Origin of the sequence: Microbacterium sp. SORGH_AS_0888 (assembly GCF_030818905.1) — a bacterium.
Taxonomy (GTDB): domain Bacteria; phylum Actinomycetota; class Actinomycetes; order Actinomycetales; family Microbacteriaceae; genus Microbacterium.
This window is the reverse complement of the sequence record NZ_JAUTAZ010000001.1, coordinates 3,214,019-3,229,460: the sequence shown is the minus strand read 5'-3', so window position 1 is coordinate 3,229,460 and position 15,442 is coordinate 3,214,019. Positions and strand designations below refer to the sequence as shown.

Below are 15,442 nucleotides of genomic sequence, written 5' to 3'. Positions count from 1 at the left end.
GGGAAAGAAATTTGACAATGTGTTGACTAACACGGATCGTCAGATCATACAATGTCTAATGAAACACGTTGCGACTCCGTCCGACGGCCGTTCAGCGCAGAAAGGCACCCCGTGCGATACGCACCCTCGATCATCCGCAGAACCCTCTCTCCGTCCGCCGTCGCCCTCGTCGGCGCAAGTGATCGCTCGCCCTTCGCGGTGCGGCTGTTCGAGAATCTCACGCTGCGGGGCTACGCGGGAGAGCTCGTGCTCATCAACGCGCGACGCGACGTCGTGTTCGGCCGCCCGGCATACCCGCGTCTGGTCGACGCGCCGAGCGTGGATGTCGCGATCATCTCCCTCCCCCGCGAAGCGGTGGAGGAGGCGGTCGATGACGCCATCTCCGCCGGGGTCGCCGGAATCGTGCTGATGGCCGTCGGCTTCCGCGACAGCGGCGAACCGGAGTGGATCCGAGCAGAGCGACGCATCGCCCGCAAAGCGCGCAGCGCCGGGGTGATCCTCGTCGGCCCGAACGGACTGGGCGCCGTCTTCGCTCCCGCTCGCCTGGGGGCGCTGGGGGCACCGGTCACGTGGGACATGTCCCGCGACGGCCGGATCGCCCTGGCGATGCAGTCCGGCGCCCTGCTGGACAGCGCGGTGCGGTGCCTCGTGGACATGGATGCGCCGGTCGCCTACGCCGTCTCGACCGGTAACGCGACGGGCACGAGTCTCGGCGAGTGGGCGCAGATCCTGATCGCCCTCGACGACGTCGCGGTCGTGGGCCTGCTCATCGAGGAACTCGGCACCGACTGGTCGGACCTCGCGGCGGCCGCCGCCGCGGCGGCGGAGGCCGGCAAGCAGCTCGTCGTCATGAAGATGGGGCGGAGCGCGGCCGGGCGTGCGGTCGCAGCCAGCCACACCGGTTCGATGTCGGGCGAGTACGAGGTCTTCCGCGCCGGTCTCGAGCAGATCGGCGCGGCCGAGGCGACCAGCTACGGTGCGTTCCTGGGGGCGCTGGCGCTGCGCGCGCGGTTCGGCGAGGCCGGAGCGGCCGGACTGGCCGTCCTGTCCCCCACGGGCGGAACCAACGGCATCGTCGCGGACCTGGCACAAGAGCTCGGAGCCTGCGTCCGGCCGCCGGCGCCGGTCACGGACGCGCAGATCCGCGACCTCCCCGATTTCACGGGATTGACCAATCCGCTCGACCTCAACGCACGATGGTCGTTCACCCCGGAAGGCGAACGTGCCGGAGTGGACCTGCTGCTGGGCGATGCGACGATCGGGGCCGCACTCTTCGGGGTGCCGCTGCTCCCCAGTGACGACTTCCTTCCGATGCTCGAGCAGATCGCGCGGATCTGCGAGGCGGCCACCCGCCACGGCAAGCCGGTCATCCTCACGGAGGTCGGGTACGGCGCGGTCTCGACGGGCCTGCGAGAGATGCTCGAGACGAGTCCCGCGGCGATCCGCATCCCCTCGGCGCGGGACGCGCTGGAGGCGTTCGTCCTGTGGACGAAGCAGTGTCCCGTCCCGCCCGCGGCGCTCGACGAACCGGCGGAGAGCGGACGACAGTGGTCGAGCGAGGAGGCCCTGAAGCGGACCCTGCGTGGACTCCTCGCAGGAGAGCAGCGCATCACCGTGCCGAGCTCGCGCTTGCTCCCCCGGCCGTGGGACGCGGCGCTGAGTGCAGAGGATGTCGCCTCTCCCGCCTACCTCAAGGTCGTCGCTCCGGAGGTGATGCACAAGAGCAAGCTCGGCCTCATGGCGGGTCCGGTGTCGGGCGCCGCGGCCGTCGCCGCCGGTTCGCACCTCGCCGAGCGGGTCGATGAGCTCGGCATCGAGGCAGAGGGCCTGCTGATAGAGGAGTCCGCCCCGGCGGGCAAGGACATCATCGTCGGCCTGACCCGCCAGCCCTTCGGCCTGGCCGTCATGCTCGCCGAGGGTGGCGTGCAGGTGGAGCAGACGGGCCGACCGCTGTTCGCGATGCTCCCGGCACCCGAGGGCCGGATCCGCGAGCTCGCGGCGGCCGTGCTCGGCCGCGAACCCGACGATGCAGCCGTCGCGGCGGTCGAGCGTGTCGCCGACGCGCTGAAGACACTCGCCGTGGAGCACGACCTGACATCCGTGGAGTGCAACCCGGTGCGCGTCACACCGAACGGCGAGGTGTGGATTCTGGACGCTCTGGCGACCGTCACACGGGCGGAGCCGAGCGCGACGGAGAGCGATCCGATGCAGGCGGAGGAAGCGGTGACGGCATGAATGGCGCGAACGGTTCGAACAGCTTCGCCGAAGGTCTCCGCTGGCACGAGGGCGAGCTCTGGTACTCGGACATGCGCACCCGCAGGGTCGTCTCCGTCCGCGACGGCGACCGGCAGGAGCGCGCGTTCATTCACGGCACGCCGTCCGGGCTGGGATGGCTGAGCGACGGCACGCTGTTGGTGTCCTCGATGCTGGACTCCGTCGTGGTGTCCGTGCGAGACGGCGTCAAGCGGGTGCACGCCGACCTGCGCGGCCTTGTCGTGGGCCCCATCAACGACCTTCTCGTCGACGCAGCCGATCGCGCCTACGTCGGTGCGATGGGGTTCGACCCCGTCTACGGCGGCCTCGCCCCCGAGCATCTCGGGCCATCGAGCATCGGGGTGACGACGTCGTCCAACCCGCTGCTGCTGATCCGTCCCGACGGGACCCACGAACCGGTCGGCGACGACCTCGCCGCCCCGAACGGCATGGCGCTCCTGGAGGGTGGTCGCGTGCTCGTGGTCGCGGAGACGCTGCGTGAGCAGCTCACCGCGTTCGACGTCCTCCCCGACGGCACTCTCACCGGCAAGCGGGTCTGGGCACGCACGGACGGACCGCCGGACGGGATCTGCGCCGGCGCCGACGGAACGGTGTGGGCGGCTCTGCTCATGTCCGGGGCGTTCGCCCGTATCGCAGAGGGCGGCACGGTCGTCGAACGCATCGACGCCCAGGGGGTCGCGGTCGACTGCGTCGTCGACGGGGACGAGGGGGACGTGCTGCACGGCTCCGTCGTGCGCGGACCGATGAGGCTGTGGGAAGACGGCGTCGTCGCCGGCCAGCTCGACAGCTGGCGCATCGGACGGCCACGCCCGCGGACGCTCTGAGGGCACCGCGGCTCGAGTGCGCTGCGCCGCCGGGGCGGTCGTCACCCTCCAGAGCGACGCCGCCCCGGCAGACCCCCGGCAGTCACGCCGCCTCGAACACGGGTTCGCCGCCGACGTAGGTGGCCACGACGTTCACGCTCGCGATCTCCTCCGGGGGCACAACCCGCGGATCACGATCGAGGACCGCGAAGTCGGCGAGATAGCCGGGTTCGAGGCGCCCCTTCACTCCGGCCTCGCCGGTCGTCCGCGCCGAGCCGATCGTGTAGACGGCGAGCGCCTCCTCCACCGTGATCGCCTGGCTCCCGCCCACGGTCACGCCATCGACGCCGGCTCTGGTCACCATGGACTGCAGCGCGCCGAGCGGGGAGAGCGGACTCGCAGGGTGATCGGTCGAGGCGCCCACGGTCACGCCCGCGTCGAGGAAGGACCGATGCGCGAACATCCGCTCCGTGCGCGCGCTCCCGTACCACCGCTCCAGCCGCTGTCCGTAGAAGCTCGCGTAACGCGCGAAGGGTGTGACCATGACGCCCAGCCGAGCGATCCGCGCGATGATGTCGCGGTCGACGATGCTGCAGTGCTCGATCCGGTGGCGCGTCGGCAGCGGATTGCGCGCCTGGGCGGCCTCGAACGCATCGAGCAGCCGTCGGATGGCCGCATCCCCGTTCGCGTGGACCGCCAACCGGTTGCCGTCGTCGTGCACAGCGGTGACGAGAGCTGCGAGCTCATCGACGGACGAGACCTCCATCCCGTGGTCGTGCGTACCGCAGAACGGCTCGGAGACCAGACACGTCCGACCCCCGATCGCGCCGTCGACGAATGCCTTGATCCCCGCGATCCGCAGCCATTCGTCCCCCATCTCCGTGCCGAGCCCCAGCGAGCGGAGATCGTCGTAGCGCTCCGCCGCGAGCAGCATGTTCACGCGGATCCGTCGCACTCCCGCCCGCTTCGCGGCCGTGTGCATAGCGAGCTGCCGGGGACCGACGAACGCATCGCACGCGGAGGTGATCCCGTGCGCGTTCCACTCCCGGGCCGTCTGCTCGTAGAGATCCAGAAGCGCACCCGGCTCCGCGAGCGGGATGGGCGTCAACGCGTCCGTGTCACGGCTCACGTACCGCGCCAGCAGGGCACGTTCGTAGACGTGCCCGGTGAGCCGGCCGCGCAGGTCGCGCCCGTAGGTGCCGCCGGGGATGTCGGCCTCATCCTCCGAGATGTCGAGAGCCCGCATCGCGGCGGTGTTCAGCACCGCCCAGTGGCTCGAGACGTGACGCACCAAGACCGGCTTCTCGGGGATCACCGCGTCGATCATGTCCCGGTCGAGCGGGCCGCTCGACGCATCGTCGTACCCCGACGCCATCACCCAGTCGGCGACGCCCGCGGCGGCCCCTCGCAGATCGCTCAGCAGCGCGGCGACATCCGGGACCCGTGCCGCCGACACATCGATCTCCCGGTGCCCGTGGACGGTGTCGGCGAAGTGCGCGTGCGCATCGTTGAATCCCGGCACGATGGTCCGGTCTCCGACATCCACGAGCCGCTTCGTCCGGAAGCGCTCGAGGAGCTCCGCCGAGCCGCCCGTCGCCAGAACCCGCCCGCCCGCCATGGCGATCGCCTCGGCATCGGGGGCGCCGGGCGAGAACACCCGCGCCGCCCGAACGACGACGACATCCTGCTCACGCATCGGAGCCCCGCGTCGTGAGGTCGGCTCCCTCATCGTGCCCTCGAACCACGGAGATCGTGTTCGTCAGCTCGCTCTCATGGCGTCGGATATGCGCCGACAGCGCGACGACGCACACGAGAGTGATCAGGATCAAGAGGCTCTGATAGGCGGCGACGCCCCACACCGCGCCGCCGAACGCCGCGAGCAGCGACTGGGCGATGAGCGGGGTCGCGCCTCCGACGACGGTCGCGGAGAGCTGATACGAGATCGACAGCCCGGAGTAGCGGACCTGCGGCGGGAACGCGCTGGCGAGGAAGCCGGCGAGGAGCGCGAAGTAGGCGGCGCCGAAGAGCGTCGAGAGCGCGAGCCCGACGGCGATCCACACGGGGTTCGCCGTGGCGATCAACAGGTAGGTGGGCAGTGTCGTGACGAGCCCGAGTCCGAGCGCGACGACCATGACCCTGGTCATGCCGACCTTGTGGCCGACGAACGCCGCGATCGGCTGGACGAGGAACTGCAGGATCGCGATGACCAGCAGCACGTTGAGCATGATCGGACGCGGCACGTCGAGGGACGTCGTCGTCCAGGCGAGCGCGAAGGTGTTCGTGAAGTAGGCGATGGCGATCCCCATGGCGCTCGCGCCGATGCCGAGGAAGACCGCGACCGGCGCGATCCTGAACACGTCGAGGATGGGAGCCTTCGCGACGAGCTTGGCCCGCTTCATCGCCACGAACGTCTCCGTCTCCTCGAGCGACAGCCTGATCAGCAGCGCGACGACGACGAGGACGGCCGAGAACAGGAAGGGGATGCGCCAGCCCCACGCCAGGAACTGCTCGTCGGGCAGCCGGCTCACCGCCAGGAACACCAGCGTCGACAGGATCGACCCCGCAGGGGGATCCCTGCTGCACCCAGCTGCCCGCGACGCCGCGACGGCTCTTGGGCGCGTTCTCCGTCGCCATCGTGACGGCGCCGCCCCACTCCCCGCCGAGGCCGAGCCCCTGGCACGCGCGGAGGAGCACCAGGACGATCGGAGCCCAGATCCCGATCTGCGCGTAGCCGGGGAGCACGCCGATGAGCGTGGTCGCGACGCCCATGAGGAGAAGCGTCGTGACGAGGGTGCCGCGGCGGCCGATCCTGTCGCCGAGATGACCGAAGATCGCACCGCCGATCGGCCGGGCGATGAAACCGACCCAGAAGGTCGCGAACGACGCCAGCAGCCCGACCTCGGGTGAGGTCTCGGGGAAGAACACGGGCCCGAAGACGAGCGCTGCGGCCGTGCCGAAGACGAAGAAGTCGTACCACTCGATCGCGGTGCCGACGAACGTCGCCAGTCCCGTGCGGACCTCCGCCGAGCGCCCGCTCGAAGTCTTCCTGGACATCGTTGCTCCTCGGTCTTCCCAGAGTCACCGCAGCGAGTTCGCCGCATGGAGAAGATCTCAGCAGTGGCCGATAATGCGGTCAAATGATATTTGTCGAGGTTTAGCATGCAGATTGTGCATACTGACGTCGACCTCCGCCTCCTCGCGAGCTTCCTGACGGTCGTGACGGAGGGGACCGTGAGCGCGGCGGCAGCACGCCTGAACCTCAGCCAGCCCGCGGTGTCCCGCCAGATCCGAGAGCTCGAACGACGACTCGGGGTCCGCCTGTTCGATCGCACCCCGACGCGGCTCACGCTCACGGCAGCCGCGCGTCGCGTCCTCCCCTGGGCCCGCGACGTGGTCGAACGGGCGAACGTGTTCGCCGCTTCGGTCGATCGGCTCGCGAACGCCCGATCGCCGTACTTCCGGGTCGCGTGCCCCGAGGCGACCGTGCGCGGCGTGATCGCGCCGTTCGTGGCAGACACCGGAACCCCGATCTTCCACACCTCTCTCAGCGTGGCGTCCGCGGTCTACGAGAAGGTCCTGCGGCGCGAGGTCGATTTCGCCGTGAACACCCTCCCTCCCCCGGTCACCCTCGCCTCGGCGCCCGCGGCCACGGGCTTCCTCTCCGTCTTCTCCTCGCGGGACGACCCGCTCACGGCGGGGCCGGCCGTCGGCATCGACGACCTCCGCGGGAGATCGCTCATCCTGCTCACGGCGAGCTCGGGGCTCCGGCGGACGATCGATCACGAGCTCTGGCCGATCCGCGACGACATCGAGGTCGTCGCCGAGCCCGAGTCATCCGATCTCGCGATCGCGATCGCGGCCGCCGGCAACGGCATCTGCGTCGATCTCGTCGGCCCGACTTTCGGGGGCCGACAACGTCCCCTCCTGCGCGCGGACGGGAGCCGCCCGTTCCTCCAGCTCTACGCCGCCTGGGAGCACGACCACTTCGCGGCCGCCGAGATCGCGGGCATCGCACAGACCATGGCGCAGTGGGACCGAGACAGGCACGCGGCAGACGGTCTTCGGGACTCCTCTGGCGGATGACGCATCTTCTGGACATCTGTCAAATAGGCGTAGGATGACGCCGTGAGCGGCGAAGCCACCCCGACAGAGATCCTTCGACGGGCGCTCGAGACCTCGAGCGACCCGCGCGTCGGGCGCACCCGCACGGCGATCGCGGAGGCGGTGCACGAGCTCAGCCGGCGCGGAGAGGATGTCACGGTCGCCGCGCTCGCTCGCACCGCGGGCATCAGCCGGGCGAGCTTCTACAGCCACTACGCCAGCCTCGACGAGCTCGCCCTGGCTCTCCAACGCGAAGCGTTCGCGACCATCAGCGACCTTTACGCGCAGGAGAGCGGCGACCCCCCGACCGCGATGCGCGTCGCACAGCAGCGCCTCGTCGCGCACTTCGCGGAGAGCCGCGGTCTCAGCGCCGCCATCGCGGGGCTTCCCGTCTCCAAGGAGATGCACCTCGGAGGTATCCGCGCTCTGGCCGCGGTCATCGAGCGCTCGCTCGCGGAGCATCCGGACATCCCGGTCGGCCTCGAGATCGCCCCCACGGCCCGTTACATCGCCGGCGCCGCCTACGGCCTGATAGACGCGTGGCTGACGGGCGAGCTCGAGATGACCGACGACGCGCTCGTGGATCACCTGACGCGGCTGCTGCCGCCCTGGCTCAGCGGGCTCGAGTGACCGGCGCGTCCGCGCCGGCGCCGCGTCCCACGCCCTGCACACAACGAGAAGGAAAGATCATGAAAGCCACACTTGTCCGTGAATTCGGCGCCGGCTTCGTCACCGAAGACGTGCAGCTGTCCGCTCCGACCGGTCGGGAGGTGCTCGTCGACGTCAAAGCGTCCGGCCTCTGTCACACCGACCTCACCGCGTCGCGCAACGACATCGGCTACGAGCCGCCGATGCTGCTGGGACACGAGGTCGCGGGCGTGGTCTCGGCGATCGGCCCCGAGGTCACCGAGTTCGCGATCGGCGATCACGTCGTCGGATGTCTCGTGCAGTCGTGCGGCCACTGCGAGGCCTGCCTCACGGGGCGCACGTTCCAGTGCCTTCACCCGGAGCAGACGTTGCGGGTGGCGACGGACGCCCCGCGGATCACGGATGCCGCAGGCCGAACGGTGACGCAGGCCTTCGGCCTCGGCGGCTTCGCGCAGCAGGCCCTCATCCACGAGAACCAGCTCGTGAAGGTGAGCGACGCGATCCCCTTCCCCCAGGCCGCACTCCTCGGCTGCGGCGTCGTCACCGGCGCCGGCGCCGTCATCAACACCGCCAACACGAAGCCGGGAGACGCGGTCGTCATCATCGGAGCCGGCGGAGTCGGCCTCAACGCGATCAACGGTGCGGTCACCGCCGGAGCGACGACGATCATCGCGGTCGACGTCGCCGACGACAAGCTCGCGAAGGCGCGGCGCTTCGGCGCGACCCACACCGTGAACTCGACGAAGGTCGACGCCGTCGCGGAGGTGCTGGCGATCACCGGCATCGGCGCCGACTCCGCGTTCGACTTCGTCGGCCTCCCGGCGGTCACCGCGAGCGGACTCGAGATGATCCGCCCGGGCGGCGGGCTCTACCTCATCGGGATCCTCGATCCGACGGCGACCCTTCCCCTGCTCACGATCGGCCTGATCGGCAGCCAGAAGCGCATCGAGGGCGTCTACATGGGTTCCACGACGCCGAAGCACGACATCCCGCTCTACGCGGACCTGTATCTGCAGGGGCGTTTCAACCTCGACGACCTCATGTCGCGTCAGATCGCCCTCGACGGCGTCGACGCAGGCTACGAGATGCTCAAGGATCCCGACGTCACACGCGTCGTGATCACCTCCGGGCTGAGCTGATCCCCACCTCGCGTCCCGCCGCTCGCAGGAGGAGGTCCGCGACTTCTCCTGCGAGCCCGCCGGAGCGGGCGCTACACGCCCGCAAGCCTCGTGAGACACTCCGCGCGCACCGCGTCGGCGTCGCAGAACAGCGCGACATCGACCTCGAACGGCGATGAGACGCCGCCGACGAGCCGATGCGGCTGGACGAACGCGTCCCAGACGCCGTCGGCGTTGGCGACCTTGGCCTCGTCCAGATCGCCGGGCCGGTAGAGGTAGCTGGTGCCGTATGCGGGTCCGTGACTCAGGTCGATCTGGACGGTCATGCGCCGGATGTCGAACAGCTCGGGCCGGAGGGCGGCGATCACCGCGGTCGAGTCCGTCAGGCCGTAGTGGGAGAAGTTCGCCACCGAGCGATCGTCGGTGCCCTCGTCGAAGAACCCGGCCATGCGTTCGCGGAGCATCCGGGCACTGCCACCGTCACCGCTCGTCGCAGCACGGTGGAAGTCGGCGGTGTAGCCCACCTGACGGGTCGCGTTCAGCGGCACCAGCAGCTTCTCCACCGGCGCACGAAGGACGGCGGCCGCTGCTTCCGGATCGACCCAGAAGTTGAACTCCGCGGTCGGGGTCACGTTCCCGGCTCCGCCCGCGAAGCTGACGGCGGAGCCTCCCATGATCACGACCCGGCGGAGCAGGGCGGGCAGCTCGGGATCGAGGGCGAACGCGATCGCGAGATTGGTGAGGGGGCCGATGGCGAGGACCGTGACCTCGCCCGGGTGCTCCCGCGCCGCGACCTGGAGCGCGGCGGCGGCACGCAGCGGCGCGGCGTCGATCGCCGGCGGCCGGCCCAGCGGATAGTCGAGCTCCGGGAACGTGGCGAAACGTCCCCACCCGCGCTCTTCGTAGGGGCCGCGCTCATGGACGAGCGGCTGCACCGCGCCGCGCCACAGCGGAACCTCGGTGCGCCCCAGTCGTTCGAGCATGCTCAGGCCGTCGACGACCTCCTGGTCGTGATCGAAGTTGCCGGCGACGACGGCCACTCCGAGCAGATCGACGTCCTCGCTCCCCAGGAGCACGGCGAGCGCGATGCTGTCGTCGTTGAGGTAACCGATGTCGGTGTCGAGGATGATGCGCTGCCGGTCGGGCATGGTGCTCCTGGGGGTCGATTCGAGGTCAGCGTAGTACGCCGACTCATCCCTGCCGGGCCAGCTCCATGCAGACGAGACCGGGCCGTTGTTCCCACGAGGGGACCGGAACGAAGCCGCGGCGGCGATACAGGCGAATCGCGTCCTCCCGCCACTCCCATACGGTCAGTCGCACGGGAAGCTCGCCTCCTTCGAGCGCCGCGTCCATCAGCGCGGAGCCGACCCGGAGGCCTCGCGCGCTCGGATCGACCCAGACGCGCTTGATCTCGCACGTCGTCGGGCTCCGCTGGACGACGACGACTCCGATCGGCGCATCGCCGAGCTCGGCCAGATAGACCGTGGCGCCCTCGTAGGCGCACGCGGGATCCTCCACCTCGCGGCGATAGCGCTCGGGCAGGCGAGCGATGGTGCCGGTCTCCCCCGTCCGCGTGGCCTTCTCGAGCTCGGTCTGAATCAGATACGCCTCGACCAGACGGCTGACGGAGGCGCCGTCAGGACCCGTCAGATCCGCCGAACGGACACGGACGCTGGGCGTTTCGAGCGGCATGCGCCTCATTCTCCCGGACGTCGCGACGCGACGTGTCTCAGGGCTGACCGGCCCACCGACCTCTATGGCGGCCTGACCACCGGCTGGGCCCCGTGACCTCGGCGCCGCACACAGAGATCCCAAAGGGTTCGGATCGCCCGCACATCGGCGCGGTTGGTCTCATGTCTTCAGAACATGAGCCACAGGAGACGACCATGACCGGAACCGTGAACAGCCCCCGACCCCGCACGCGCCCGTGGTACCGGCGCACCGCGCCGCTCGCGTGCGCCGCCGCCGGATTCGCTCTCGCCGGCACGCTCGCGCTCGGCATCCCGCTGGCGACGAGCGCCGCGGTGTACGCCGCCGCGAGCGAGCTGACGCATTCCCCCGCCGCGACCGGCGGCACGACCGAGGTGCTGGAGCCCAGCCGGCAGGGAGCCACGGGAAGGCAGAGCACCTCGCAGCGCGTGACGCAGACGCCGGCGACAGCCGCGAGCGCGAGCGAGTCCACGGGCGTCGTCCTGATCGACACCGCCCTCGGATACCAGGACGCCGCGGCGGCGGGCACGGGGATGGTGCTCACGAGCGACGGACTCGTCCTCACGAACAACCACGTGATCGAGGGCTCGACCGAGATCCGCGTGACGGACCCGTCGAACGGGCTGACCTACGCCGCGACGGTCGTCGGGACGGATGTGAAGGACGACGTCGCGCTGCTGCAGCTGAAGGATGCCGCCGACCTCCCCACCGTCACGATCGACAACGACAACGAGGCGGTGGGCGATGCGGTCACCGCCGTCGGGAACGCGTCCGGCGGTGGCACGCTGATGGCGGCCGACGGAGCCATCACGGCGCTCCAGTCGAGCGTGACGACCCAGGCCGAGGGCACGGTCGCGGGCGAGACGCTGCACGGGATGATCCAGGTCTCGGCGGATGTCGTCCCCGGCGACTCGGGCGGGGCGCTGCTCGACGCGCAGGGCGAGGTCGTGGGCATGACGACCGCGGCCTCCAGCGGAACCGCCGTCACGACGGCCTACGCCATCCCCATCGAGAAGGCGCTCGCGATCGTGGATCAGATCCGCGCGGGGGACGAGACGGATGGCGTGGCGCTCGGCTACCCGGCCTTCCTCGGCGTCTCCGCAGCTCCCGGCGTCTCCGCGCTCCCCTCGACGACGACCGGGGCCCTGATCGGCGGGGTCGTCGACGCGACGCCCGCCGCGACCGCCGGTCTCGAGGCCGGCGACACCATCACGGCGGTCGACGGCCGGGCCGTCACCGGTTGGACCGGGCTCTCGCAGGCGCTGGCCGCGCACAAGCCCGGCGACACCGTGACCCTGTCCTGGACGGACCAGCAGGGCGTTCCCGCCACGGCCACGGTGACGCTGGCGGCGGGTCCGGCGGCCTGACGCGGCATCGCAGACTCCGGCTACGCAGACGATCGCGGGGCCCGCAGCGGAAAGCTGCGGGCCCCGCGATCGTCGTCTAGCCCTCAGTGGGCGGCGTCATAGGCCTCGATGACCGAAGCCGGCACCCGTCCGCGGTCGGAGACGGTGTGGCCGTTCGCGCGCGCCCACTCACGGACCGCACCGAGATCACGCGAGCTGGCTGCGGGCCGCGCTGCACGGGCACGGGGCGCCGCCGTGCCGGCGGACACGACACGACCGGCGTCGATGAAGGGCTGCAGGGCATCGCGGAGGCGTGCGAGGTTGGCATCGGAGAGGTCGATCTCGTAGCTGCGGCGCTCGAGGGAGAAGACGACCGTGCCACCCCCGTTCTCGGCGATAGGCGTGCCGTCCAGGTCATCGACCAATTCGACTGTGACCTTCTTTGCCATGAATTCCTGCTTTCGGATGTGGGATGGATGGCGGAATTCCGAATACGTCGGGACTCCGATACATCCACATTAGCCAAAGAATTGCCCATGAACCTGGATGTGCGACAATTGCGTGCACGTGTGTCGAGACGGCGGGTGCGCCATCCGGTTGCCGGGTGTTCCCCTCGTGTTTTCCCGATGTCAGTACGGTCGGCTCGTGATTCCTGTGCTCGCCCGGCGTTCTCGGGCCCTGATCGTTCTCGCGGCCCTGCTGGCCGCCGCCGTTCTCGTGATCCTGCCCGCGCAGCGCGCGTCTGCTCACCCCGTCGGCACGACGGGCGTGTTCGTCACGGTGCAGTCCGACGCGGTCGACGTCGAGATGCAGATCCAGAAAGCCGGATTCGTCGCCGCCACGGGCTATGACATTCCGACCGATCAGTCGGCACTGGATGCGATATCCGCAAATCTCATGAGCTTCATCCTGCATCGCGTCTCGGTGGCGGACAGCGCATCCACGCTCTCCCCCGAGGTTAGCCAGCAACCCGAATTCCGCACCGTGAATGGCGAGGACGCCATCGTCACGACAATTCGATTCTCGGCGGGCCGGCCGATCACGGGCAAGGTCACGCTGCACGATGATTTCATCATCGACGTCGTGCCGGGGCATCAGGTCTATGTCGCGCTCGTGAGCGACTGGGACAACGGGCAGGTCGCCGAGGGCGACCCTCAGGTCATCGGAGTGCTCGGCGGCGGCGTCACCGACATCACCCTCGAGCGCACCGAGCAGACCCCACTGCACGGCTTCCTCTCGGTCGTCTGGCTGGGAATGCTGCACATCGCGGAGGGCACCGACCACCTGCTGTTCCTGTCCACGCTGCTGATCGTCGCGCCCTCGCTGGCGGTGCGCGCCCGCCGCGGCTTCCGCTGGACGCAGCCGATCCCGCTGCGTCGCACGATCCTCCGCGCGACGCTGGTCATCACGTCGTTCACGGTCGGGCATCTGATCACGCTCGCGCTCGTGTCGCTCGGTGTCGTGTCCTTCCCGACGAAGCCCGTCGAGGTCCTGGTCGCGGTCTCGATCATGGTCGCGGCCATCCATGCCGTCCGGCCCCTGCTCCCCCGCGGCGAGCTGTTGATCGCGGGCGGCTTCGGCCTCGTGCACGGCACCGCGTTCGCCACCACGATCCTCGACCTGAACCTCGGGCTCGGCGAGCGGCTGGTCGCCATCCTCGGTTTCAACATCGGTGTCGAGCTCGCGCAGCTGTGCGCGGCGATCCTCGTGCTGCCGCTGCTGATCTGGCTCTCACACGCCCGTGCGTACCCGGCGTTCCGCGTCACGGTGGCGATCCTCGCGATCCTCGCCGCCGTCTGCTGGATCGTGGCGATCGGCACGGATGGCGAAACCGTGCTGCAGCCCGTGTTCGACGCCGTGGCGCGGTTCCCGATCGCTTCCTACCTCGTGCTCGTCGCTGTCGTCGGCGTGCTGTGGCTGTTCACCCGACGCCGGGCTGCCGCGCCCGCGGCGCTCGGCGAATGAGGGCCACGGGCGAGGGAGGAAAGAGAGTCATGACAAGACGGCACACCGCCGCCGCCGCCCTCACGCTGTTCGCGCTGTCGTCGGCGCTGCTGCCGACGGGCCCCGCTCTCGCGGCGGAGCCCCCGAGCGGCGACGCCGCGCCCGGGGGCTCCATGATCATCACCGTCGTCGTGCCCGCCCGCTCGGCGGCCGCCGAGCCCGCTACGCCTGCCCCACCCGGGACGGCGACGGGATCGCTCCCGGCGACGGGAGGGGATGCGGCCGCTCTCTGGGCCGCCGCGCTCGCCGCCGTGGGCGCCCTTGCCCTCGGCGGCGGAGCGGTGGGACTCAGTCGCCGCGCGAGCCGGCGGTAGTCCGCTCGCGCTCCTCGAGCGCCTTCGCGACCGCCTCGTCGACCCGTGCATCCACCTGGGCGGCGGCGAGCGCCTGCCTGCGACGTCGCCGGCTGCGCCACAGCACGGCGGCGAGGACGAGGAGGACGATGATCGCCAGCAGCGTCCACGGCACCGCCGCACCCACCGCCGTGCCCGAGACGACGTCGATCGGCGAGACGGAGCCCGCGGCATCCTTCACCAGCGGAGTGACCGTCGTCGCGGCGATCAGGGCGAGCACCGGGGGCACGCCGGGGGCCGTCATCGTCGTCGTCCAGCTCTCGCCCGGAAGAAGCTGCGGGATGTCGGCGCCCGGCGCCGCGTCGACGCCGAAGAGTCCGAAGAGGCCGGAGACGCGCGCCGCCGGCTGCGCCGAGAGCACGGTGTTGCCGGTGTTGTGAAGCGTGTAGGTCACAGTGGCGTCTCCGCCCGCGAAGGGGTTGAGTCCTCCGTTCCATGAGACCGACATGTCCTCGACGGCGAGGGCGGGCGCGAGGGCGCCGCCGACCCGCAGGTCGACCCGGATGCCGAGGCGCCGATCGACGTTCACACCGCTGGCGGCGTCGGGGACGGTGAGGGAGGTCACGACACCGCCGGCGTAGTCCCCCGGCGTCGCGTTGTCGGGGATGCGGACGGTGAACGGGACGGTGGCGCTCTGCCCCGCGGGAACCGTGACGGTCGACGCGTCCGGGACGATCCAGGCGCCGACCGCCTGCGACGCCTCGCCGGACACCCGGAGGGAGAGCTGCCCCTCATCGGAGGTGAAGCCGTCGGAGGCGTAGACCTTCAGGTCGACGGGCTGCTGACCGTGGTTCGCGATCACGATGGCGTCGCTGACCGAGCCGCCCGGGTCGACCGTGTAGGCGAAGCTCGTGCGATCGGCGCCGAAGGCGTTGGACGCGGTGCGGACGGTCCAGGTGACGTCGCCGTCCGCCGCCGCGGCGGGGAGGGCGGGGAGCAGGGCGGCGAGCGCGGCGAGCGCGGCGACGCCGATGCGCCGGAGCGCGGGGCGGAGGCTTCGAAGGGGACGACGTGCGTTCATGACGGGGCTTTCGGACGGGGGCGGAAACGGGAGTGTCCGTGGGTGAGGGGAGATCCCCTCACCC

14 protein-coding genes and 1 pseudogene are annotated in these 15,442 nt (G+C 70.5%); 8 read left to right on the top strand and 7 right to left on the bottom strand.

Annotated elements, in window-relative coordinates:
* Nucleotides 1–111: 111 nt before the first annotated feature.
* Nucleotides 112–2,235: an acetate--CoA ligase family protein gene (locus QE381_RS15755; protein WP_307219676.1), complete on the top strand. Its 2,124-nt coding sequence runs from the start codon at nt 112–114 to the stop codon at nt 2,233–2,235.
* Nucleotides 2,232–3,098, top strand: a complete 867-nt coding sequence (locus QE381_RS15750) for an SMP-30/gluconolactonase/LRE family protein (RefSeq protein ID WP_307219675.1) — start codon at nt 2,232–2,234, stop codon at nt 3,096–3,098. Before QE381_RS15755 ends, QE381_RS15750 begins: the two co-directional genes overlap by 4 nt.
* An 82-nt stretch (nt 3,099–3,180) precedes the next feature.
* On the opposite strand, the gene QE381_RS15745 is transcribed toward QE381_RS15750, so the two are convergent.
* The 3 genes and pseudogenes from QE381_RS15745 to QE381_RS17970 form a co-directional block, all read right to left on the bottom strand.
* Nucleotides 3,181–4,773, bottom strand: coding sequence for an amidohydrolase (locus tag QE381_RS15745; RefSeq protein WP_307219672.1), 1,593 nt, complete (start codon nt 4,771–4,773; stop codon nt 3,181–3,183).
* Nucleotides 4,766–5,605: an MFS transporter gene (locus tag QE381_RS15740; protein WP_307219670.1), complete on the bottom strand. Its 840-nt coding sequence runs from the start codon at nt 5,603–5,605 to the stop codon at nt 4,766–4,768. The genes QE381_RS15745 and QE381_RS15740 overlap by 8 nt, the downstream gene beginning before the upstream one ends.
* A 91-nt stretch (nt 5,606–5,696) precedes the next feature.
* A pseudogene (locus tag QE381_RS17970) lies at nt 5,697–6,131 on the bottom strand (MFS transporter); the annotation flags it as partial.
* Between the two features lie 114 nt (nt 6,132–6,245).
* On the opposite strand from QE381_RS17970, the gene QE381_RS15735 reads away from it, so the two are divergent.
* The 3 genes from QE381_RS15735 to QE381_RS15725 are packed head-to-tail and all read left to right on the top strand — an operon-like array spanning nt 6,246 to nt 8,965.
* Nucleotides 6,246–7,160, top strand: coding sequence for a LysR family transcriptional regulator (locus tag QE381_RS15735; protein ID WP_307219668.1), 915 nt, complete (start codon nt 6,246–6,248; stop codon nt 7,158–7,160).
* 42 nt (nt 7,161–7,202) lie between these two features.
* On the top strand, nt 7,203–7,808 hold the full coding sequence (locus QE381_RS15730) for a TetR/AcrR family transcriptional regulator (RefSeq protein ID WP_307219666.1): 606 nt from the start codon (nt 7,203–7,205) through the stop codon (nt 7,806–7,808).
* A 59-nt stretch (nt 7,809–7,867) separates the two neighbouring features.
* Entirely contained in the window at nt 7,868–8,965 is a 1,098-nt protein-coding gene (locus QE381_RS15725; RefSeq protein WP_307219664.1) for a zinc-binding dehydrogenase, read from the top strand.
* Nucleotides 8,966–9,036: 71 nt separating this feature from the next.
* Here QE381_RS15725 and QE381_RS15720 read toward each other — a convergent pair whose 3' ends face one another.
* Complete coding sequence (locus QE381_RS15720) at nt 9,037–10,092, bottom strand: nucleoside hydrolase (protein WP_307219663.1); 1,056 nt, start codon at nt 10,090–10,092, stop codon at nt 9,037–9,039.
* Between the two features lie 43 nt (nt 10,093–10,135).
* Nucleotides 10,136–10,636: a GNAT family N-acetyltransferase gene (locus QE381_RS15715; protein WP_307219662.1), complete on the bottom strand. Its 501-nt coding sequence runs from the start codon at nt 10,634–10,636 to the stop codon at nt 10,136–10,138.
* A gap of 194 nt (nt 10,637–10,830) precedes the next feature.
* On the opposite strand from QE381_RS15715, the gene QE381_RS15710 reads away from it, so the two are divergent.
* Nucleotides 10,831–12,021, top strand: a complete 1,191-nt coding sequence (locus QE381_RS15710) for a S1C family serine protease (protein WP_373426958.1) — start codon at nt 10,831–10,833, stop codon at nt 12,019–12,021.
* A gap of 83 nt (nt 12,022–12,104) precedes the next feature.
* On the opposite strand, the gene QE381_RS15705 is transcribed toward QE381_RS15710, so the two are convergent.
* Nucleotides 12,105–12,449, bottom strand: coding sequence for an Lsr2 family protein (locus tag QE381_RS15705; RefSeq protein ID WP_307219658.1), 345 nt, complete (start codon nt 12,447–12,449; stop codon nt 12,105–12,107).
* A gap of 196 nt (nt 12,450–12,645) precedes the next feature.
* Between QE381_RS15705 and QE381_RS15700 the strand changes: the two genes are divergently transcribed.
* Nucleotides 12,646–13,965, top strand: coding sequence for a HupE/UreJ family protein (locus QE381_RS15700; RefSeq protein ID WP_307219656.1), 1,320 nt, complete (start codon nt 12,646–12,648; stop codon nt 13,963–13,965).
* Between the two features lie 29 nt (nt 13,966–13,994).
* Nucleotides 13,995–14,318, top strand: a complete 324-nt coding sequence (locus QE381_RS15695; protein WP_307219654.1) for an LPXTG cell wall anchor domain-containing protein — start codon at nt 13,995–13,997, stop codon at nt 14,316–14,318.
* Here QE381_RS15695 and QE381_RS15690 read toward each other — a convergent pair.
* The gene (locus QE381_RS15690; protein ID WP_307219652.1) at nt 14,293–15,378 is read right to left on the bottom strand and encodes a WxL protein peptidoglycan domain-containing protein; all 1,086 of its coding nucleotides are present in this window, start codon (nt 15,376–15,378) and stop codon (nt 14,293–14,295) included. The genes QE381_RS15695 and QE381_RS15690 overlap by 26 nt on opposite strands.
* Between the last annotated feature and the right edge of the window lie 64 nt (nt 15,379–15,442).